We start from the raw sequence: 22,970 nt of genomic DNA, 5'->3' as shown, positions 1-22,970 counted from the left end.
TGTTGTTGCTACTCTACTGTAGCGTATTAAACGCAATAACAAAAGAGATAGCCGAGATGATAAAACCGATCATAAAAACAGTATAAGTTATTCTAAGGATTTTATATTTTCTATTGAGAACTTTTCCTAGAAAATATAAATCTTTGATCATGGTATCATAAATGTATTCCTTGTCATCCATAAGTTCGTGCATCGCCCATTTATATTCATCTAGAGGCATTTTATGAAAATTCCCGAAAAATAATAAGTTAACTTTCTTTTCTTCAATTTCCTTTCTAGTAAATTCTCCGCTGGTCACATTAGGGCGTGTTGCCAAAACGGATAAAAGCATGGAGATTATACTAAATACAATAAAAATAACTGTAGGATAAATAAGATATTGATTAGATGGATTGTCTAGCTTGGGGATTAAGTTTGATAGTGCTAAGGAAATAATAATGGCATTAACTGACAAAAGTATGTTGGCTTTTGTATCTGCAATGTCACTTAGTTTCAAATGGTTTCTTAAAGTAACTCTAAATAATGTTTGAATACCTTTTTCCGGGCTTTCCTCTTTTACTAATTTTTTAAGCTTTGCTTTTTTCTTCGTTTTCTTTGAAACGGTTTGCTCTTTTTGTATTTCCAAAAGATGTGCTTCTTTTTTAGGTTGCCAGTTTTCTAAGGCATAATCCGTATAAAATTGATGTTTATTTTGTAAAAAATCAATATTAATTTTTAGCCAGTCATTATTACTATAATTTTCATTACAATTTAATTCAAACTCTTGTCTTAGATATTCACTTGTTTCTTTAAAATAATCTTTAGCCAAGTGTGATGCATCTGCGTCTCTGATAATTTTTTCTAATAAATTGGCAGGCTCGTACTCCATACGGGTGGCCAAAATAAGTGCAGAAACTTTATTTATTAATTCCTCGGGAGCTTTTTGTTCTCTAAGAAATGTTTCAGAAATAAGAACACTATGTTTTTCGTGGTCATTTAGATTTTGTGAGTATCCCGTATCATGGAGCAGAGCAGTCAGTAACAAAGCCAGTTTATCTTCTTCAGAAATGTTCGTGTTGTCAATAATTTCTTTTGTACTTTTAAATACTCTTTTGGTATGGGTATAATTATGATAAATACAGGATTTAGGTAGCTTTTTATTAAAAAGATCAGAAACAAAATTATCAGTTTTCTCCACTAAGTTTTCCATATTGTAATTTTTCAATAACCAAAATAATTAAAAAAAGTGAATGTATCCTTTTATGAATAGAAATATCCAGACCTTCGTGGTAATATCCATATTGTTATTTAGCTCTTGTGCAACATACACTCCTCAATATTTAGACGAGAATTTTTCAGATTCATTACCGAGCAAAGAGATAGAAAAAAGTTTCTTTTTGATTGGTGATGCCGGAGGGGCTGATATAAATGAAAACACTCTTGGATTAGAAGCTTTAAAACAGGTTTTACAAAAAGAAAATACCAAGGATGATTATCTAATCTACTTGGGAGATAATATCTATCCAAAAGGAATGCCTTTAAAAGAATCGGCCAAAAGAGATTTATCCGAACATAGAATAGATGCTCAAATCGGTGCTGCAGATTCATTTGACGGTGAGGTTATTTTTATTCCGGGTAATCACGATTGGTATAATGATGGTGTAAAGGGGTTAAAAAGACAGGAAAAATATGTAACAAAGAAACTGGATAATAAGAATTCATTTTTACCGTCTAAAGGATGTCCGTTAGAGAGTATCGAAGTGAGTGATCAAATTCAGTTGCTAATTTTAGATACACAATGGTATCTTGCAGATTGGAATAAGAACCCTACGATCAATGATAATTGCCAAATTAAAACCAGAGATAAATTCTTAAATGAAATACAAGGGGAATTAAAAAAACATAACGGTAAGACTGTTTTGGTGGTAATGCATCACCCAATGTTTACAAATGGTCCACACGGCGGAAAATACAGTTTTAAAAAACACATTTTTCCAACGAGACATCATATACCCCTACCAATAATTGGATCTTTGGTTACTCAAGTTCGTTCTCAGGGGGGTGTATCGCCTCAGGATCGATATAATGAAAGTTATAATAAGCTGATGAGACGACTATCTACTATTGCCAGAGATAGTGAGAGAGTCATTTTTGCGTCGGGACATGAACATTCTTTACAGTATATAGATAATGATGGTTTAAAACAAATCGTTTCTGGATCTGGTTCTAAAAAATCTGCTGCTTCTTTGGGAAAAGATGGAAAGTTTTCTTATCCAAATCAGGGTTTTGCGATTTTGGATATATACAAAGATGGTTCATCTAATGTACGTTTTTATGGAAACGAAAAAGGAAAAACTGCATTAGTTTATCAAACAAAAGTTCACGAAAAACCTGAGTCTTATGCAATCAGTAGCCTGAAGAATTCTTTTGACAACGAAGTTTCAGTTTCCATTTATAAAAAAGAAGAAACTGAAAAGACTAATTTCTATAAGTCATTATGGGGTGACCACTACAGAAAAACATATAGCACGGATATAAAAATTCCAGTGGCTACTTTGGATACTTTGATGGGTGGATTTACTATAGACCGAAGAGGAGGAGGACAAGTAACAAGATCACTACGTTTAGTTGATAGTGCCGGGAAACGCTTTAGCTTAAGAGCTATGCGAAAGAGTGTTACTCAGTTTCTACAAAAAGGAGCCTTTAAAGACACGTATTTAGAGGATGGTTTTGATGATACTTTTACTGAAGAGCTTCTTTCTGATTTTTATACATCCAGTTACCCATATGCATTTTTGGTGGTAGGAGGTTTAGCTGATGCCATTGATGTGTATCACGCTAATTCTAAAATATACTATATACCTAAACATCCTGCTTTGGGAAAATATAATAAGGACTTTGGAGATGAAATGTATTTCCTGGAAGAGCGTCCTGGAAAAGAGCATAGGGCAGAAGCCTCTTTTGGAAAACCAGATGATATTGAAGGCACCGATGACATGCTGAAAAACCTGAGAAAGGACGAAAAATATACACTGGATGAGCCCCATTATATAAGAACTCGGTTGTTTGATATGATTTTAGGAGATTGGGATAGACATTCTGATCAGTGGAGATGGTCTCGTTTCGACACCGATGAGGGTAAAATCTATAGACCTATACCAAAAGACCGAGATCAAGTATTTTCTAATTATGACGGAGGCTTAATAGATGTTATTAAGTTTATAGTTCCTATTACGAGAAAGTTTCAGGTATATGATGAAGAGTTAAAGAATATTAGATGGATAAATGAGGCCGGAATCCGTTTGGATAGAAATTTTGCACAAAGTTCTGATAAGAAAATCTGGTTAGAACAAGCCAGATACATAAAAAACAATCTTAGCGATGAGTCTATCGATAAGGCTTTTAAAAATTTACCAATAGAATTACAAGACGAAACTGTAAAAAAAATTAAAAAGGATTTAAGAAAAAGAAGAGATAATGTAGAAGATATTGCAGCAAGATATTATAAATATCTCTCTAAACAAGTTATCATTACAGGAACGGATAAAGATGATTTTTTTGAAATTACGAGAGCAGATGATCAAACGACTATCAAGATTTCTCGAATAAAAAAAGGGACTTTGCAAGAACCTTTTTATGAAAGAACGATTTCTTCAAAAGAAACAAAAGAAATCTGGATTTATGGTTTGGATGACGACGATCAGTTTGTGGTAAATGGAAAAGGAAAGAATCCAATTTGCCTAAGAATTGTTGGTGGGCAAAATAATGATGTTTATACCATTAAAAATGGCAGACAAATACGAGTATATGATCACAAGACAAAGCCCAATACGGTAAAAGAAAAGGGAGGCGCCAAGTTTATCTTTAGTAATAATTATAATCACAACACATATGATTATAACAAGTATATAGATAAAACAAATACAATTACACCATTGATTGGATTTAATCCCGATGATGGAGTCAATATTAATATAACGGATGTATATACCGTAAGAGGTTTTAATAATAATCCTTACCAAAGCAGGCACGTGTTTAAAGGCGCATATTATTTTGCGACAGAAGGTTATGATATTTCTTATAAAGGAGAGTTCGTCAATGCTGTTGGAGATTGGAACCTATTGGTTGGTGCAAAATATACCAGCGAAAACTTTGCTCAGAACTTTTTTGGTTATGGGAATAATACCGTTAATTCTGATGATATCCTTGGATTAGATTACAACAGGGTTAAAACCGGAATATGGGGATTGAATATTGGAGCAGCTAAAAAAGGAAGGTTTGGAAATGATTTCTCCATTACAGCCTCTTATGAAGGGGTTGAGGTTCAGGACTCACAAGGAAGATTCATAACGTCAGGGCTTCCTGGTCTTGAGTTTATTACGGCTGATCGAGCGTTTTTTGAAAGAAAATTTTTCGTTGGTATAGACTTAAATTATGAATATAAAAGTTTAGACATTCCGGCTAATCCTACCCGAGGAATGTTATTTACCTTACAAGGCGGTTCTAAAATGAATTTGGATGATGCAGAAAGAACAATTGGATACGTAAAGCCAAGACTTGGATTTTATAATGCAATCACCAAAAACAGAAAACTTGTGTTAAAGACAGATGTACAAGCTGAGTTTTTGATTGGAGATGCTTTTGAGTTTTATCAGGCTACTACTTTAGGAGGAATCAATAGCTTAAGAGGATATAGAGAAGAACGTTTTACAGGAGATCAGGCATTAGCTTTTAGCACAGACTTAAGATATAGTTTCAATAAGTTTAAAACAGGTTTATTACCATTACAACTGGGCATATTTGGAGGTTATGATGTCGGAAGGGTTTGGTTTGATGAGGAAGACTCTAATAATTGGCACGACTCTATAGGAGGAGGGTTTTGGATCAATGCCGTTGACGCAATTGCAGGTCAATTCAACCTGTTTAGCAGTGATGATGGGCTGAGATTTACTTTTGGGTTAGGATTAAGCTTTTAATGTAATAAGGTGTTTATAAAAAAGGTGTTTGTATAAAGTTTTGGAAGCGAACAGCCACAGTATATTTTTAGAAATTCTATGGGAATAGTCTTTTTTTAATAACATGTAAGAAGATAAATAGAGAATTAAAATTGTAAAATAAATATTGAGAGTTAGATATATAGAATGTTTTAATTTTTATGATCAAGAAGTTTTTTAATGAAAATTTATACTTTCCTCGATCACCTTTTTCGTATTTGGTAATGCAATCTTTATATAACGATTGGATTTGATTAATAATTTTCTCCATGTCAATTTCTGACCTGATGGTTTTTGAAACTTTGAAAATATCATCCAAGTCATATTTTTTTATTTCTTCAATGATATATTCTTTAGTGATCAATCGATCCATTAACTTCATTCCGAAATTATATTTCCGATAATGTTTTAATTTGTCACTGGTAACAAAACCTGCTAACCCTGTGTAGTCACAAATAATAACTCCAGCACCTGAAGCCAAGGATTCCATAGCTGCTTTGGCTTTTGCGAAAATTATATCATAATTCATCAGATATGCTTCGGGATCTCGTTTCTGATTTCCGGTCCCTTTTCCAATTACATCTAGCTGCAGTCCTCTTTGTTCACAAGCTTCTTGAATACTTTTTAAATGATTATCGTTGTTTGCGTAATTAGAAAAAACTAAGGCCTTTTTTGGCTCTTGGTTAAGCTTTTTTCTCAAGGTAAATCTTTCTAAATTCACCCAGTTATATATAACTTCACTATCCGATGGATCGAAACCACAGTCGGCAGAGTATCTTTCTTTACAATTATAGTCTACAGAAAGGTACCGGATAATATTTTTGTGTAAAGGAGGGAAGTCAAGAGGCGTTAATCGGTCGTGAATCCAAAAAATAACCGGTGTGTTCTTAAAATAAAACAACACATCAAAAACTGTAGTATTATGGTGAGTATGGATGATATCGGGCATAAAAGTAATTTCCCGTAAGGAATCGGTAACCATAATTCCTTTTCTTTGGATATCTAATCCTATCTCACCTACATATCTAGTGTAGATCTGAACATTTTCTCCTCTTTTTACCAATGCAATGGCCAATTCTTTAACGTATACAGTTGTACCTGTATAACTATCCATTTCATTATTAGTAATCAATATGTTCATTAAAAAGAATTAAGTCAACCTAATTGGAATATTTTTTTTGCCAAAGGTTCCATATGTTCTTTAAATGATATTAGCTCAGAGTATGTTCCTTCTTTTATACGTTTTCTACCAAACTCTTCGTAAAATGGAAATTCTGTATTCCAGTTTTTAATTTTTAAAGGATCATTTACTTTTCTAAAATATTCTATGTTGAAAAATTCAACTCCATAATGCTCCACAAATTTGTCGACTTCTAGTTTTATCTCAGGATAATTTAATGATGCTGCCATCTTGTTTTGAAGTTCTGTTTCGTCTAACTCGAGGGTGATATCTTCAGGCTTTTTAGAAGCTGATCGGTTCATACGAACATCTTCTTGAAAAAAATCATAATTTTTTAAGAGTACTTTGTCCTTTAAGTCAAATACAGTAGCATTTATTAAATATCTACATACATCGTGAGAAGGATTAAATCCTTCTAAAGCATCCCCTACAATCATTTCTATATTATGCGAAACAATAAACTCCTTAAGAGCAGATTTTACACTATGGAAGGAGTCTACAGAGTGAGATAATATTAAATCATATATTTGTCGATCAGTAAAGGGTTCAAAAGGATAATAAACATTAAGACCTAAAGATTCAATTAAATCAATAGATTGTTGTATCCTTGGCGAGTCATTGCTGCCAGAGCCCATAGTAAGAAATACGACGTCGGGTTTGTAGACACTTAAAAATTTATGTGCTAGTAATTCATGGCCGGGATGACCTATAAATAATAATGTTTTCATGTTATCTGATATGATTCAAAACTACTTTAAAAGATTCAAAAAATCTAGGGGTAGTAATAAAATTTTTAAAAATGCGATTATTTACTCTATCGGCAATTATTCGAGTAAATTTATCGCAATTATAGTCTTTCCAATAGTGGTAACCTATCTTGGATTAGAAGATACGGGCAAATTAGATTTGATTGTGTCAACAGTTACCATATTAGCTACTATTTTTTCATTGCAAATAGGAGAAGCTGTTTACAGGTGGTTTAGCACCAATGACTTAGCGGAACAGCAAATTAGTTTCTCTAATGGTATCGTAGTGTTGGTAATAATGGTAATGTTGTGTACCGTTTTATATGTTTTAGGATATTTTTTTTATACGTTCCCTAAAGATTTATGGACGCTTTCGTATTTCATATTAGTTAGTCATATCGTTCTCAATGCATTTTTTCAGATTATAAGGGGACTAGGAAAAGTCACAGTATTTACGGTAGTAGGTATTATTAAAAGTATCTTATATACTGCAGCATCTTTACTCGTTGCTATTTTTACACAAGATAAATTATACAACGTGTTATTAGCTTTGTTATTATCTAATATTATTGGTATCATTTTGACGATATACCATTTTGATTTTATCAAATTTTATAGACACGCAGAAGTTACAATTCTAAATCTAAAAAAACTGATAAAATATTCAGTCCCTTTGATTATTAATGCACTTAGTTGGATTTCGTTTTTTGCAGTTAATAAGTATATTATCCTGTACAATCTTGAATTAGATGATAACGGTATTTTTGCAGTGGCAGAAAAGATAGCTATAGGTATATTTTTTATTGGAATGTTTTACTACTATTCATTACAGGATCATTGTTTATCAAGTAACAATTTCAGACAAGAAGGTGCTTTTTTCAAGAAAATAGTGCTGAGGACTATTTTGATGGTAATTTCGTCAATTCTCCTTCTTCAATTAACACTTTGGATTGTAATGCCAATTCTATTTCCTAACTTGGTAATCTCTTTAAACTATCTACCTTTTTTAGCCTTCGCCAACCTGTTCATTGTCTTGAGCAGTTATTTAGGAATTCCGTATAACTATAAAAAGAAAACCATATCGATGGCTATCACGTCATTGGCAGGTCTGACACTAACTTTAGTTTTGTCAATGATACTAGTTTCATCATTTGGTCTTTACGGAGTATGTACAGCTATACTGATTGGAGCCGTTTTAGTATTTTTAATTAGATTAAAATATAATATAACCTTTTTTAAAACTGAATAAACAGGAGCAGTTTTATGGTTATCACGAAAGACTAAACAGGAAGAGTCTTAATTTAGGTTGTATGGTAAGCAGACGACTTAGTGGTAATAGTTAGGTTAAAACAAAAAATAAAAAAAGCTCCCAATATAAGATGCGAAATAAAGGGAGCTTCTCATTAAGAACAAACAATTTCGTTCTTAACTTAAGATGATTAATAACTAAAAAAAGTCTATCGTAGTTCTCGGAACTGAAGTTTGGGTTGTTTCAGTCATTTGCAAAGTTGTTTTTCTCTTTATATCAGTCTTTTTTGATTTAGTATTAGTATTAGTATTTGTCGATTCGCTAAGATCCAAAGGCTCTGTATAGCTAATAAGTTTTTCTTCGAAAGTTTTAGTACTATGTCGAATGGATTTTTGATTGTTATTTTTCGTTGTTTCCAATTTAGAATTAGTAATATGCTCTTGAGCAAAAAATAGACTAGTGGATAAAAAGGAAATCAACAGAAGGCAAGCTGGGGCGGCTTTCATAGAAAATTTACGTTATAAGTTAGTATATTGGAACTTATTTTTATTTCTTTAATCATAAATTCACGCCAAAGTTAGAATAAATCAAACTATAAAATGCTTTAAATCAGTGGTAAACAAATTGTTTTATACGGTTAATTGTTTATAAGTAGGTTTTATATTACTGTTTAAAGTATTGAATTAGCGGATTGCAGTATTTTTGTCGACAAAAGGTTAAAGTTTTGGTTTAACTACAGAAGTGTTAATAACTTTTTGAAATATTTAAAAGAGGTTAAAAAGTATATTAGGAATATACAAGTAAAACCTATTATTAAAAACGATTATATTGAAAACATTAGCGTTGTCCACAAAACGATTGCAGCTAGATACAGTTGTGTTGTCTGATTTACCGAAAATTCATGAATTGCTATCAATTCCTAAAGTAGATCAGTATAATACATTAGGGATTCCAACCAATAAAGAGGTAACTGCAGTGTACTTTGATGAATGGGTCGATAGTTTTAGGATGAGAAAAGAGTTTGTTTTTTCTATTAAATTATTGAATACAAGTGAATTTTTGGGTTTAATTTCACTTAAAATAGGTACTCCTAAATATCGTATTGGTTCAGTGTGGTATAAACTACACCCGGATTTTTGGGGCAAAGGTTATGCAACTGAAGCTACTAAAAGAATACTACAATTGGGTTTTAAAGATTTAGAACTTCATAGGATTGAAGCAGGTTGTGCTGTAGACAATATGGGATCGATAAGAGTACTGGAAAAAGTAGGAATGATTAGGGAAGGACGTAAACGCAAAGTATTACCTCTTAAAACGGGGTGGTCTGATAATTATGAGTATGCAATCCTACACGAAGATTGGTAAAAGGTTTAAATTAGATTTAGTCTAGATGATATTCATATAAATTGCCAGCTGATTTGCCACTTCCTTCATCAGTTATGAGAAGTATGCTGTCATTTTTGAAACAGATACTTTCCTTCTGGGAGTAATGATTGAGTTTGATTTTTTCAATATTGCCTTCAAAAAAGTCATCATCTTTAAAATCGGATAGGACAAACAACTTATTATAAGTCAGTAACACAATTTTAGAACCATCTTTATTAACCGCTGCGCCGGTGACAAAACAATCCTTTTCGTCACCACAGGTCTCAAAAGTAGCGATGAGTTTTGCTACATGATTTCCTGGTTGAGCCGGCATTTTATATAATTTTGTGATTCCTTCAAATTTACTGTTTCGATTTTTACTAAATAGATAAAGGTAATTATTACGAAATATCATCGCTTCAATGTCAAAATTTCGGTTCTTTTTCTTTGGAGGAAATTTTTTCTGATCTTCCAATGTGAAACGTATTTCTTTAGCAACGGGTGTATTAGATGAAATCTGGGAAATTTTATAAACAACCAAATCTTTTCTGTCATTATCATTATTACCAAAATCTCCAATGTATAAAGTATGTTTGTGATCGTATGCAAGGTCTTCCCAATCCTTGTTTTTTGTGTTCGGAATACGAATTTCTTTTTTAATTTCTCCTTTCAAGTCTAATAAAAATATAGAATTACTATTGCCTGAATCATTAATTGCGTATATAATTTCTTCCCCAGGAAATAAAGTAATACCTGATATTTCACGATTTAATTTAGAAAGATCATTAACTAAGATAAGATCTGTGTCCTTCATATCTTGACAACTTCCAAAGAACATACTTAGAAAAAGGATATAGAAAAAAAATATTTTTAGAATATTCATGTAAGATACCTTAAATAAAATTTATTAAATCTATTTTTTTAATTTGGTTTGGATCGCTTCAATAATGAAGTTAAAATACACTGTTCCGTGTGGTACAAATGCTTTTGATAATTCAATATCATCAAGTTGTTGCCGTAGCTCTTTAATTGATATCAGTTTTACATCATAAACTTCTTCCTTTTGTAAGGATAATTCTTTTAACGGAACTTTTAATTCAGAAAGGAAGATATGATGAAATTCATTATCAAACAGATCTGCCCTAGGTTTTTTTTCTGCTAAATATACTTTTAAAAATTTTAAATTTTCTGCAGAAACAGATAATCCAATCTCTTCTTGAATTTCTCTTAGAGCAGAATTTTTCACACGTTCTCCGGCACCAATATGACCCGCTACAGAGACGTCCCAAAGATCAGGGTAGGTACCTTTATCTCTCGAACGCTTTTGTAATAGGACTTTTCCGGCTTTAGTGTAAAACCAAATATGAACACTTGCGTGATACAAACCTTTTTGATGCGCTTCAGACTTCATTTTAACCTCTCCAGTAGGGTTTCCGTCTTTGTTTAAGATATCGATAAGTTCATCCGGCATGTGCTGATGGTAATGAATATTCTTTAAATGTACTATTAAAATTTAGAAATTTATAATACTTCATAATTATTCATTAGATAGCATTTTATTCTATTCTTAAAGTAATATATTTATACAAGTGTCAGGAATATGAAGATATTTTATATTATTATCTAATAAGGTTAAATGATATCAGAACGAAACCATAGTCTATTATTGAAAAAACATAAATCACTTATATTGTAATGAGTAACTATCACATAAAACATCTCGAAGAATATTTTCAGGTTTATAGAAAATCTGTTCGTAATCCAGAGCTTTTTTGGGGTGAAATAGCAGAAGAACATTTTTTATGGAGAAGAAAATGGAATAATGTATTAGAGTGGGATTTTTCTAAACCAGAAGTCAAATGGTTTGAAGGAGCAAAATTAAACATTACAGAAAATTGTATCGATCGACATTTATATGTCAGGGGTGACAAAACAGCTATTTTGTTTGAACCTAACAACCCCGATGAATCCGCAGAGCATATTACTTATAACCAACTTCATAAAAGGGTCTGTAAGTTTGCTAATGTACTTAAAAGTAAAGGGATTAAAAAAGGAGACCGGGTGTGTATTTATCTTCCTATGATTCCGGAATTAGCAGTTGCTGTGCTTGCGTGTGCAAGAATAGGAGCCATACATTCTGTAGTCTTTGCAGGATTTTCTGCTACAGCATTATCCACAAGAATTAATGATTGCGAAGCGAAAATGGTCATTACTTCTGACGGTTCTTATCGAGGGTCTAAAACCATTGACTTAAAAGGTATTGTAGATGAAGCCTTAGAACAATGTCCTGGTATTGAATCGGTTTTAGTAGCAAAACGGATTAACTCTGATATAACCATGAAAGCTAGCAGAGACGAATGGCTACAACCATTGTTAGACAATGCCGACGACAACTGTGTTCCAGAGATCATGGATGCAGAAGATCCATTGTTTATTCTCTATACTTCCGGATCTACAGGAAAACCAAAAGGGATGATGCATACGACAGCTGGGTATATGGTATATACAGCTTACAGCTTTAAGAATGTTTTTCAATACAGAGAAGATGATATTTATTGGTGTACAGCAGATATTGGTTGGATTACCGGGCATTCTTATATTGTATATGGGCCGTTAGCTAACGGAGCAACTACGGTAATGTTCGAAGGAGTTCCATCATACCCAGACTTTGGTCGATTTTGGGATATTGTACAAAAACACAAGATTACTCAATTTTATACTGCACCAACGGCTATAAGGTCTTTGGCAAAAGAGAATCTGGATTATGTGACTAAGTATGATTTATCAAGTTTAAAAGTTTTAGGAACCGTAGGAGAGCCAATTAACGAAGAAGCCTGGCATTGGTATAATGATCATGTAGGTGAGAAAAAATGCCCTATAGTAGATACCTGGTGGCAAACTGAGACTGGTGGGATCCTAATTTCTCCTATACCTTTTGCAACACCCACAAAACCAACGTACGCAACGCTTCCCATGCCGGGAGTTCAACCTGCGTTAATGGATGAAAATGGAAAGGAAATAGAAGGTAATCAGGTTGAAGGAAGATTATGTATTAAATTCCCGTGGCCTTCAATGGCTCGAACTATTTGGGGCGATCATCAACGATATAGGGACACTTATTTTTCAGCTTTTGAGAATAAATATTTTACGGGCGATGGTGCTCTAAGAGATGAAGTTGGATATTATCGAATCACCGGTAGGGTAGATGATGTGATCATTGTTTCCGGACATAATTTGGGAACAGCACCAATAGAAGATGCTATCAATGAACATCCGGCAGTGGCAGAATCAGCTATTGTTGGTTTCCCTCACGATATCAAAGGAAATGCACTCTATGGATTTGTAATTCTGAAGGAAGTGGGAGAATCAAGAGATCGTGATAATCTGAGCAAGGAGGTGAATCAACAAATTACAGAACGGATAGGTCCCATCGCAAAACTGGATAAAATACAATTTGTCCCTGGCCTTCCTAAAACAAGAAGTGGTAAGATTATGAGACGGATTTTAAGAAAAATTGCTTCTAAAGACACTTCTAATTTAGGTGATACTAGTACTTTACTAAATCCAGAAGTTGTTCAGAAAATAATGGATGATGCTTTGTAGATAATAAAAAACATGAAAGCCTCGTGATAACGAGGCTTTTAATAAAGAATACAAGCTGACTATTTACATTTTTTTAATCAATATTTTCTGTTGAGAAAACTGATACGCTGCTTCTAAAAATTCTAACATTTTAGACCAATTTGCGTTAGGTTCGTAATTATGTGTATAATATTTATGAGTATGTATGGTAAGTTTAGTACCATCTAATGTATAATTCGAGGTGAAACCTCCAGTCTCATTCTTCACTTCTATTTGTAACTTTTCTAATCCTGCTACTTCATATCCCTCAGGAATAATTAACGAAATAGTATTATTAAAAGATCTAGGATAGGGCATATAAATGTCTTCTTCTCTTCCTTTATCTTTTTCTTCTACCGCAATTTGTCCTCCAATAAATTTACCTACTTCAAAGAGATAATTAGGTCCCGCTCTTTTAAGTAAATCGTTTGCTGCCAGAAACTCTTCTTTGTAACTAAGCACATCCTCTATGTTATATCTACCGGTTTTAAGTACCTCAAATGAAAAATCTTCAATTTCAAAATCTAATTCTTCTTCAAGGCTTTTTTCATATGATTCTTTTTGTAAAGCAGTTATTTTTTCTTTAAATGCAGGAAATTCCTTTTCATATTTTTTCTTATTTCTCTTTTTCTTCAATCTGTCATACAATCTTTTTGTGTTGTATCTTTGGTGATCCTCTTCAGTAAAATTTAAAGAATTTAGGCGATCGTCAATTTCGTTTACCTTATTATGCCCTTTAAGTTTAGATGTTCTGGAAACTTTTATTTTTTCAAAACCATCAACGAAAGAAATGTTATATTCTTGACTAGAATTGTTTCTTTTGTAATCGGATACTGGAATAGTTACTTTTTTAATAGTCTCTAGTCGATGTCCTTTTCCAGTCTGTAAACTATAAGCTTCATTTCCTTCTACATAGTATGGGATGTAATTGAAATTTGTATGATTACCAAACTGACTTACAAAAAGAGGATTTTCTGGATCTATATTAATTTTCAAAAAAAGCGTAATGTCATCTGGAAATAAAAGGTTCTCTATTTTTCCCTGGCTCCTTGGGATCGAGGCTATCATCTCAAATGGAATTTTTTCTTCTCTAAGAAAAGAAGCATAGTAATTAATAAACTTTAATTCCTCGGTTATGTATTTTGGAAAAACATAAAACTGAAAGGGATTATCAACGGTCAAATCATTTTTGTAAGCTACTGCGGCTTCAATAAATTGATTGAGATAATATTGTCGCATATAATAATATGCTTCTTCAATTCTTTCTTCCTTAGATAATTCTTTATCTTTTAAGTATTTATCAGAACCTTTATATCCATGATCAAAAACAGTAATACCTTTATAATATTCTAAAACCTCTTCTTTGGTAACATTGTCTTTTATTTTTGATTTTTCATCACCAACAAAGGCCTCGGTTTTTTTTTCTTTTTCTAGAGCGACCTGAAATTTAATATAAGGGGCATCTAATAAAGTATATTCCCACATAATAGGATCTAATTTCTCAATATCTTTCATACTAAAAGAGTACTGTGTATTTCTCCCTTTTTCGGGACTTATATCCTTAGGTTTTGGGGCACCGTTTTCAGTTTTAATACTGATAAAAAAGTCCTTTTTAGAATGAATATCCAATTCATAGTTCATGATAGGATACTCTCCACTAATAACGTCAATCACTGATGGAGCTTCTAGTACTCCAATTATCGGCTCCCTGTCTTTAAAATAGATACAAAAATCGATAATATCACCAATCTCGAGATCTGGTATGGCTAATTTACTTTTTTTAACAAACTTTCTGATAAAACCACCCGCAACAGGTACGGTGCCGTCTGATTCAGAAGATTCTACTTTTTCTTTATCTACATCAATAATATTAACTGATCCATCCGGTTTAATAATCTTCACTACTAATTCCTTATTTTGACCCAGTTTATCAAATTCAGAAAATGCATTTACAGCCGCTTGATCATTTAGTTTGATGATTTTTCTGGTGATTACGAACGTATTTAAGGCTTTATTGCCTTTAAAATAATAATAATCATAATCACTTAAAATAATGACTGCAGATTCATTTTTCCATTTGTCAGGAATAGCGGGTAATGTCGCATATGCATCATCTTCGTTCCAAATATATTCATCTAGATTGCTTATTTTAGGAAGCTGACCATATACAGCTATGGTTTGTGCAAAAACGATAATGTATATAATTCTTGCGATAAGATTATTAGTTTTTTTCATTATATAGGTACTTTGTGTTCAAACGGAGAATGGATTTTAGACTTTTATTTCCTTATTCTTTATTCTTTTGTTAATATTATTTGTTGCTGGTATTGTTGTTTTAGTTTTTTATGAAATTCTTTCCAAGCATTTAATTCAGGCTTACTGATCATTGCATTTTTAAAATTGATATGTTTCTCGTAAATAATCTTAGTGTTATCTGCTTTGTAGTTAAATGATATTTCAAAATCTTTATTATTCACAGTGAGATTTTTTGGTAATTCTTTTACTATATAACCGTCAGGAATTTCAATCGTAGTAGAAGTATTTTCTAAGGTTTTGTATGGTAGTACAAAAGCCGTCTTTCTTTCGTTAAAATCTAATTGTTGATAGTTTTTATAGTAGTCCACATCTATATAAAGCTCATTCTCAAAACTACTGATAGCATTATCCTGAATCAAATCATATGATAAATGTAAGTCCTGATCTCGATTGGTGATGTCCGTAACACTTATATTATTTAACACTAAATTTTTATCTCCTCTTCCGATATAGTATTCTAAAACTTCAGTTTTTCTGTCTTTTTTTAGGTTATTGATGTTATATAAAAAGTCAGTTTTGCTTTCTCCTTCATAGGTTCTTTTGATAGTTCCTTTGAGTTTTTCATCTTCTATTTTTAAGTTAGAAACCAAAGTTTCGATATTATCTTTAGACACATTTGAAGGAATCGTATCTAAAATATAATCCTTATCATTTTCTATTAACACCTGTTTTTTCTGAATTCTTTCAGCATACGTACCAAAAGGGTTATATTTTTCAGTAGCATCTAAAAAGTATTTTTGACCATCAATTATAACTGTGCAAATCATATGATTATCGACGGCAATAGTAGGTAAAGAATAATCGTAGGCGATCCTTCTTGTGCCTATCCACGACAATCGAGCATCAAAACCTGCTATTTTTAGCATTTGCTTTGTTAGATTAGCCATACCTTTACAGTCACCATATTTTTTCTTATACACTGTATTAGCTTCTTCTGGTTTAAATCCTGCAATTCCGTCTTCAAAAGCAATGTATCGAATATTATCTTGGACCCAATAATATATAGCTTTGATCTTCTCTATGTCGGTATTACAATTCTCAATAATAGATAGTGTTTTTTCCTTCAAAGGTTCGATGTCATCATTTAGTTGCATTACTAAGGAATGGTACCAATTATACAGATCCTTGGTATTATTTAATAATACTTTTTTAACATCGTTCTTTGTATGAGATTTAGCAAGAAACAGCAAGTGGGGTCTATAATGAGTAGGACCCATACTATTATTTTCTTTTGTCAGTGCCTCCAGGTTCTCAATGGTATATATATATTGAGTATAGTTTTTACCTTTGATCTGTTTTTTTTCTCTCTTAATATCAACACCATCCATATTCATTTCTTTGATTTCGATGTCTAACCAATTCGGAATATTTATTGTTATGGTTTTTTTTATAATAGGGAAGTAACTATCAAAGTATGTGTTTACAAAGTACTTAACATCTTTATACTTTTTATGATATCCAAAAGTATATTTGTATCCCAATAGCGGGAAGCTTAAACCAGCCCATTTAACTCTGGCGTCAGAATGAAATAAATCTTCTTGATTGTAAAATTCGTCATTAAATCGTACTCCGGCAGATTGACCATTTCTATGATTGACAAAAATGTTTTGTATAGATGACTGGTCATCATATCCTACAAACAAAGGAATTTCAGTTCTAGATTTTAAATTAATAAATTCTTGCTCGATTTTATTTTTAACAATAACCTTATCTGTTTTTTTGTTGTAGTCAAAATCTATAATCTCAGAATGATTCAATAACGCTACATCTTCATCTGGGAAAGAATCTGCTATTTTGTTAGCCAAAGAGATATCTTCTTCTGTAGGTTCAAACTTTTTTTGAGAGGTTACGATGGATAATGAAAATAATGTAAAGAATAGAAAATAGTATTTTAATGTCATGGGAATTTTCAGAATAAATTGAAGCGGCAAATATATTAATAATTACCGATAAAAAGCAATATAACACGATAAAAGGATGTTTTGCTCCTCGAAGAGCTATTTTTTGTCTAAGGATAGTTTTAATATAAACGTAAAAAAAACTGCACTCTTTTAAAGAAATGCAGTTTAGTCCTTTTGTAAAGCTTTGTCTACTTTTTACTTTTTGATTTGGTTTTTGGTTTCGATTTTGATACTGGTTTTGGAGTTTCAAAATAGCTAAAAGTTTCACCTGATTTGATGGCAAGTAAACTTTCATAAATTAAATTTATCACATTTTCTACATCATCTCTATGCACCATTTCTACTGTAGTATGCATGTAACGTAAAGGTAATGAGATCAGAGCAGAAGCTACACCACCATTACTATAGGCAAAAGCATCTGTGTCGGTTCCTGTCATTCTGCTGGAAGCCATTCTCTGAAATGGTATCTTTTTCTTTTCCGCTGTATCTATCAATACTTCTCTAAGTCTATTTTGTACCGCAGGAGCATAGGAAATTACAGGACCATCACCAATTTTTGTCTCTCCCTGTGTTTTCTTATCGATCATGGGTGTGGTAGTATCGTGGCATACATCGGTAACGATTGCGACATCCGGTTGAATCGTATGAGTAATCATTTCGGCACCTCTTAGACCGATCTCTTCTTGCACAGAGTTTGTAATATATAACCCGAAATCAAGCTTCTTTTTGTTTTCCTTTAATAATCGAGCTACTTCAGCAATCATAAAGCCACCCATTCTATTGTCAAGAGCGCGACAAACGAACTTATTCTCGTTTAGGATAAAAAATTCATCCGGATAAGTAATTACACATCCCACGTGAACCCCCAATTTTAAAACTTCTTCTTTTGTATTACAACCTACATCTACACAAATATTATCTAATTTAGGAGCTTCTTCCTTAGATTTGTTTCTCGTATGAATAGCCGGCCAACCAAATACACCTTTTACAATTCCTTTTTTGGTGTGTATATTTACGCGCCTCGAAGTAGCGATTTGGTGATCACTTCCTCCATTTCGTATCACATAAATAAGACCGTTATCTGTAATGTAGTTAACATACCAGGAAATTTCATCAGCATGTCCCTCAATAACTACTTTATAAGTCGCTTTTGGATTAATTACACCCACGGCTGTGCCATAAGTGTCTGTTATAAATTCATCAACATAGGGTTTTAGATAATCCATCCATATTTTTTGTCCTTCCCATTCATAACCGGTAGGAGCTGCATTGTTCAAATATTTCTCAAGAAAAGTTAGAGACTTCTTATTTAATATACTTTTTTTAGCCATTTATGTATTTTTGTTTTGTACGAAGTTAATAATATTCACAAAGATTTTACAGTTTACAACGTGTTTATTACTAATTTTGGAACGATTTTAGAAGATGATTGCCTACTATGCATAAACATTTGCTATACATATTATTGGTATTATTTCCGTGTACTATTTTTTGCCAGAGTGAAGTTGACTCTACAAAAATGGATACATCGGGATATGTGCAGTATTACATCATAGAAGGTGACACCATTCCCCATGATGCTATTGATCTTGATGAAGTAGTGATATTAGGTAAGCTTAAGTTTAGTGATAAATTGGCAAGAAGAAAGTACCTTATATTACGGCGTAAAACCAGAAAAGTCTATCCTTATGCAAAATTAGCCTCAGATCGATTAACAGAATTGAATGAGAGATTAAAAAATATTAAGACCAAAAGAGCTCGTAAAAAGTATATCAAAATACTTCAGAAATACATGGAAGAAGAATTTACAGAAGAGCTTAAAAAAATGACTCGTACGGAAGGCCAGATTTTGGTAAAGTTGGTACACAGACAAACTGGGCAAACCATGTTTGATTTAGTAAAAGAGTACAGAAGCGGCTGGAAAGCTTTTTGGTACAATAGTACAGCTAAACTTTTTAGTATTTCTTTAAAAGAAGAATACGATCCAATTAATGTCGAAGAAGATTATTGGATAGAGGATATACTGCAAAGAAGTTTTCAATCAAATATCTTAGAAGAACAAAAAACTGCACTGGACTTTAGTTTTTATGATTTAAGAAATAAATGGACAGATACCATTAAGACTACAGCAACGAAGAATTAAATTTAGGGTATTCCCCGTCATAAATTCCCGGTCGGGCTATCCGCTATATCTTTTGTACACCACCATAGGCTCGAAAAAAACAAAAGGATGTTGCTACTATCCCTAATACAAAAGTAGTTCTAATAATGATTTTGGATAAATTTTTAGACTTAGTGATCATTTTTATTAGAAAAAATTGCCCTTTATTTTGATTAATTTTATTATCTTCGCTTTCCAACTTTTTAAAAACCAGGTGGTTTAAAGAAATCTTCAAAAATACTTTATACTTTTTGTTGTTGATTAGAAAAAGGGTTGTATATTTGCACCCGCAAAACGGGGTATTGTTTTGTTAAGTTCATTGAGGTTTTCGTTATTGTTTTACGGTGGTGCTATTTTTTTTGTTTTGGTATTACGGTGATTTTCTAGGGCTTTTTAATTTATTTCAAAATATTTTCAAAAAAGTTTTGGTGGATTAAAAAGGGGTTGTATATTTGCACCCGCTTTGAGAAACAAGCGATAGTTCATAGCGGAAATGAGTGATACTGGAGTATGGTGATTTAGGTCATTATTAGGGTTCGATTCCTTAGTTACTAGCAAGAGATCCGGGAGTGGTTGTGACAGATTGCTTCTCTCTTATTTAAGAGGCGTCCTGATGTATTTAGGCAGGGATTTAAAGTTCATTGATATATTGATTGACAGCGCGTATTGCGATTATATTTATATAATTGTTTTACAATAAGAATTAAGACTAGAATCATTTTTGAGATACGATTTATAATTTCTGTTGTGTTGTTTTTAGATAATATTTAAGAATACACGATGAAGAGTTTGATCCTGGCTCAGGATGAACGCTAGCGGCAGGCTTAACACATGCAAGTCGAGGGGTAACAGGTTAGTGCTTGCACTGATGCTGACGACCGGCGCACGGGTGCGTAACGCGTATAGAACCTACCTTGTAGTAAGGGATAGCCCAGAGAAATTTGGATTAATACCTTATAGTATGATAAGATGGCATCATTTAATCATTAAAGATTTATCGCTACAAGATGGCTATGCGTTCTATTAGCTAGTTGGTATGGTAACGGCATACCAAGGCTACGATAGATAGGGGTCCTGAGAGGGAGATCCCCCACACTGGTACTGAGACACGGACCAGACTCCTACGGGAGGCAGCAGTGAGGAATATTGGACAATGGAGGCAACTCTGATCCAGCCATGCCGCGTGTAGGAAGACTGCCCTATGGGTTGTAAACTACTTTTATAGAGGAAGAAACCGCCTGACGTGTCAGGCTCTGACGGTACTCTACGAATAAGGATCGGCTAACTCCGTGCCAGCAGCCGCGGTAATACGGAGGATCCAAGCGTTATCCGGAATCATTGGGTTTAAAGGGTCCGTAGGCGGGCTTGTAAGTCAGTGGTGAAAGTTTTCGGCTCAACCGGAAAATTGCCATTGATACTGCAGGTCTTGAATCATTATGAAGTGGTTAGAATAAGTAGTGTAGCGGTGAAATGCATAGATATTACTTAGAATACCGATTGCGAAGGCAGATCACTAATAATGTATTGACGCTAAGGGACGAAAGCGTGGGTAGCGAACAGGATTAGATACCCTGGTAGTCCACGCCGTAAACGATGGTTACTAGCTGTTCGGATTTCGGTCTGAGTGGCTAAGCGAAAGTGATAAGTAACCCACCTGGGGAGTACGTTCGCAAGAATGAAACTCAAAGGAATTGACGGGGGCCCGCACAAGCGGTGGAGCATGTGGTTTAATTCGATGATACGCGAGGAACCTTACCAGGGCTTAAATGTAGTATGACAGGTTTAGAGATAGACTTTTCTTCGGACATATTACAAGGTGCTGCATGGTTGTCGTCAGCTCGTGCCGTGAGGTGTCAGGTTAAGTCCTATAACGAGCGCAACCCCTGTTGTTAGTTGCCAGCGAGTAATGTCGGGAACTCTAGCAAGACTGCCGGTGCAAACCGCGAGGAAGGTGGGGATGACGTCAAATCATCACGGCCCTTACGTCCTGGGCCACACACGTGCTACAATGGTAGGTACAGAGAGCAGCCACTACGCGAGTAGGAGCGAATCTATAAAACCTATCACAGTTCGGATCGGAGTCTGCAACTCGACTCCGTGAAGCTGGAATCGCTAGTAATCGGATATCAGCCATGATCCGGTGAATACGTTCCCGGGCCTTGTACACACCGCCCGTCAAGCCATGGAAGCTGGGGGTACCTGAAGTCCGTCACCGCAAGGAGCGGCCTAGGGTAAAACTGGTAACTGGGGCTAAGTCGTAACAAGGTAGCCGTACCGGAAGGTGCGGCTGGAACACCTCCTTTCTAGAGACCTGTCTGCAGAGCGATCTGCGTAGGTAGAAAGACGATACACAGGAATTGTATTTTGGGAGTGTTTTTAGTCTTATGCTGTTAATTAATTAAACAATAGTTGTTAGTTTTTGGTTGTTAGTTGTTAGTATTTTTTTAAATATTTATAACGATCAACAAAAAACCACCAACCATCAACTATGAAGAAGTCTCATAGCTCAGCTGGTTAGAGCGCTACACTGATAATGTAGAGGTCGGCAGTTCGAGTCTGCCTGAGACTACGAAGCAGCAAAGCTGCAAGATTTAGATTCGAAGTTTTACATTTTGAATTTAAGAAAGTTCATTGATTATAGTATTGAAAGGAAATTCTAGAAGATAGAGTTTAAGTCACATTATTCGTAATTCTAAATTCGTAATTCTGAATTTCAAATAATGGGGGATTAGCTCAGCTGGCTAGAGCGCCTGCCTTGCACGCAGGAGGTCATCGGTTCGACTCCGATATTCTCCACAATTCTTTAGGTATAAGGATTGATAGTTCATAAAACACAGGATTCATTCAATTGAAAAAGTATTTATGTTCATCATTTTTATGCTGTTTATAAGAAAAACGTTCATTGACATATTGATTTAAAGAATACGAGCGTTAGATGTTCTCACAGGAGACATTTAACGACAAAAATAAAAAAGTGATAATACGATAGTTACTGTTGTATTATCAAAAAACTAAAAGAGCAAGTTACTACCAGCGATGGTAGTTAAAAAAGCAAGACGCATAAGCTAATTAAGGGCGTATGGGGAATGCCTAGGCTCTCAGAGGCGATGAAGGACGTGATAAGCTGCGAAAAGCTGTGGGGAGTGGCACATACACTATGATCCGCAGATATCCGAATGGGGCAACCCGGCATATTGAAGATATGTCACCTAGCAATAGGAGCGAACCCGGAGAACTGAAACATCTAAGTACCCGGAGGAGAAGAAAACAAAAGTGATTCCGTTAGTAGTGGCGAGCGAACGCGGATTAGCCCAAACCAGTATTGTTACGGCAATATTGGGGTTGTAGGACCACGCTATAAGATATATATTGAATTAGAACAGTTTGGAAAGACTGACCAAAGAGGGTGATAGTCCCGTATAGGTAAGATATATTGATTTAGTGGTATCCTGAGTAGT

Annotated in this window: 14 protein-coding genes, 2 tRNA genes and 2 rRNA genes (1 of these 18 running past the window's edge); 9 read left to right on the top strand and 9 right to left on the bottom strand. The window is 33.8% G+C overall.

Going from position 1 to position 22,970, the window contains the following annotated elements; translation table 11 throughout:
* Positions 1–13: 13 nt before the first annotated feature.
* Positions 14–1,189 carry a Pycsar system effector family protein gene (locus ACE94K_RS18680; protein WP_378175951.1) on the bottom strand — a complete coding sequence of 392 codons (1,176 nt, stop codon included), beginning with the start codon at positions 1,187–1,189 and terminating at the stop codon, positions 14–16.
* A 52-nt stretch (positions 1,190–1,241) separates the two neighbouring features.
* Between ACE94K_RS18680 and ACE94K_RS18675 the strand changes: the two genes are divergently transcribed.
* Positions 1,242–4,955, top strand: coding sequence for a metallophosphoesterase (locus tag ACE94K_RS18675; protein ID WP_378175947.1), 3,714 nt, complete (start codon positions 1,242–1,244; stop codon positions 4,953–4,955).
* Between the two features lie 76 nt (positions 4,956–5,031).
* Here ACE94K_RS18675 and ACE94K_RS18670 read toward each other — a convergent pair whose 3' ends face one another.
* A complete protein-coding gene (locus ACE94K_RS18670; protein ID WP_378175944.1) occupies positions 5,032–6,114 on the bottom strand; it encodes a glycosyltransferase in 1,083 nt (360 codons plus the stop codon).
* Positions 6,115–6,128: 14 nt separating this feature from the next.
* A complete protein-coding gene (locus ACE94K_RS18665) occupies positions 6,129–6,881 on the bottom strand; it encodes a hypothetical protein (RefSeq protein WP_378175942.1) in 753 nt (250 codons plus the stop codon).
* Between ACE94K_RS18665 and ACE94K_RS18660 the strand changes: the two genes are divergently transcribed.
* On the top strand, positions 6,880–8,148 hold the full coding sequence (locus tag ACE94K_RS18660; protein WP_378175940.1) for a lipopolysaccharide biosynthesis protein: 1,269 nt from the start codon (positions 6,880–6,882) through the stop codon (positions 8,146–8,148). The two genes, ACE94K_RS18665 and ACE94K_RS18660, sit on opposite strands and share 2 nt — an antisense overlap.
* A gap of 197 nt (positions 8,149–8,345) precedes the next feature.
* Here the strand turns inward: ACE94K_RS18660 and ACE94K_RS18655 are convergent, their stop codons facing one another.
* Positions 8,346–8,654, bottom strand: coding sequence for a hypothetical protein (locus tag ACE94K_RS18655; RefSeq protein WP_378175937.1), 309 nt, complete (start codon positions 8,652–8,654; stop codon positions 8,346–8,348).
* Positions 8,655–8,976: 322 nt separating this feature from the next.
* On the opposite strand from ACE94K_RS18655, the gene ACE94K_RS18650 reads away from it, so the two are divergent.
* A complete protein-coding gene (locus ACE94K_RS18650; protein WP_378175934.1) occupies positions 8,977–9,513 on the top strand; it encodes a GNAT family N-acetyltransferase in 537 nt (178 codons plus the stop codon).
* 16 nt (positions 9,514–9,529) lie between these two features.
* Here the strand turns inward: ACE94K_RS18650 and ACE94K_RS18645 are convergent, their stop codons facing one another.
* Together ACE94K_RS18645 and ACE94K_RS18640 are read right to left on the bottom strand one after the other, a co-directional pair.
* Complete coding sequence (locus ACE94K_RS18645; protein WP_378175931.1) at positions 9,530–10,327, bottom strand: hypothetical protein; 798 nt, start codon at positions 10,325–10,327, stop codon at positions 9,530–9,532.
* A gap of 99 nt (positions 10,328–10,426) precedes the next feature.
* Complete coding sequence (locus tag ACE94K_RS18640; RefSeq protein WP_378175928.1) at positions 10,427–10,984, bottom strand: NUDIX domain-containing protein; 558 nt, start codon at positions 10,982–10,984, stop codon at positions 10,427–10,429.
* A 224-nt stretch (positions 10,985–11,208) separates the two neighbouring features.
* Here ACE94K_RS18640 and acs point away from each other — a divergent pair, with 224 nt between their 5' ends.
* Entirely contained in the window at positions 11,209–13,116 is a 1,908-nt protein-coding gene (gene acs, locus ACE94K_RS18635; protein WP_378175925.1) for an acetate--CoA ligase, read from the top strand.
* A 63-nt stretch (positions 13,117–13,179) separates the two neighbouring features.
* Here acs and ACE94K_RS18630 read toward each other — a convergent pair whose 3' ends face one another.
* The 3 genes from ACE94K_RS18630 to ACE94K_RS18620 all read right to left on the bottom strand — a co-directional run bounded on the left by ACE94K_RS18630 (position 13,180) and on the right by ACE94K_RS18620 (position 18,682).
* Positions 13,180–15,369: a DUF3857 domain-containing protein gene (locus tag ACE94K_RS18630; protein WP_378175922.1), complete on the bottom strand. Its 2,190-nt coding sequence runs from the start codon at positions 15,367–15,369 to the stop codon at positions 13,180–13,182.
* Between the two features lie 59 nt (positions 15,370–15,428).
* Entirely contained in the window at positions 15,429–17,351 is a 1,923-nt protein-coding gene (locus ACE94K_RS18625) for a transglutaminase domain-containing protein (protein ID WP_378175912.1), read from the bottom strand.
* 188 nt (positions 17,352–17,539) lie between these two features.
* On the bottom strand, positions 17,540–18,682 hold the full coding sequence (locus ACE94K_RS18620) for a M42 family metallopeptidase (protein ID WP_378175909.1): 1,143 nt from the start codon (positions 18,680–18,682) through the stop codon (positions 17,540–17,542).
* Between the two features lie 188 nt (positions 18,683–18,870).
* Between ACE94K_RS18620 and ACE94K_RS18615 the strand changes: the two genes are divergently transcribed.
* The 5 genes from ACE94K_RS18615 to ACE94K_RS18595 all read left to right on the top strand — a co-directional run.
* On the top strand, positions 18,871–19,494 hold the full coding sequence (locus tag ACE94K_RS18615; RefSeq protein ID WP_378175906.1) for a DUF4294 domain-containing protein: 624 nt from the start codon (positions 18,871–18,873) through the stop codon (positions 19,492–19,494).
* Between the two features lie 795 nt (positions 19,495–20,289).
* A 16S ribosomal RNA gene (locus ACE94K_RS18610) occupies positions 20,290–21,815 on the top strand.
* A gap of 192 nt (positions 21,816–22,007) precedes the next feature.
* Positions 22,008–22,081: transfer RNA gene (locus tag ACE94K_RS18605), tRNA-Ile, on the top strand.
* Positions 22,082–22,234: 153 nt separating this feature from the next.
* Positions 22,235–22,308, top strand: a tRNA-Ala gene (locus tag ACE94K_RS18600).
* 262 nt (positions 22,309–22,570) lie between these two features.
* Positions 22,571–22,970, top strand: a 23S ribosomal RNA gene (locus tag ACE94K_RS18595) (it continues 2,423 nt past the right edge of the window).
* The 16S and 23S rRNA genes sit together here with 2 tRNA genes alongside, the layout of an rRNA operon.

The sequence above is a fragment of the Aquimarina besae genome (assembly GCF_042434905.1).
Lineage (GTDB): Bacteria > Bacteroidota > Bacteroidia > Flavobacteriales > Flavobacteriaceae > Aquimarina.
The sequence above is the reverse complement of the archived record's forward strand: the minus strand, read 5'-3'. Positions and strand labels throughout refer to the sequence as shown.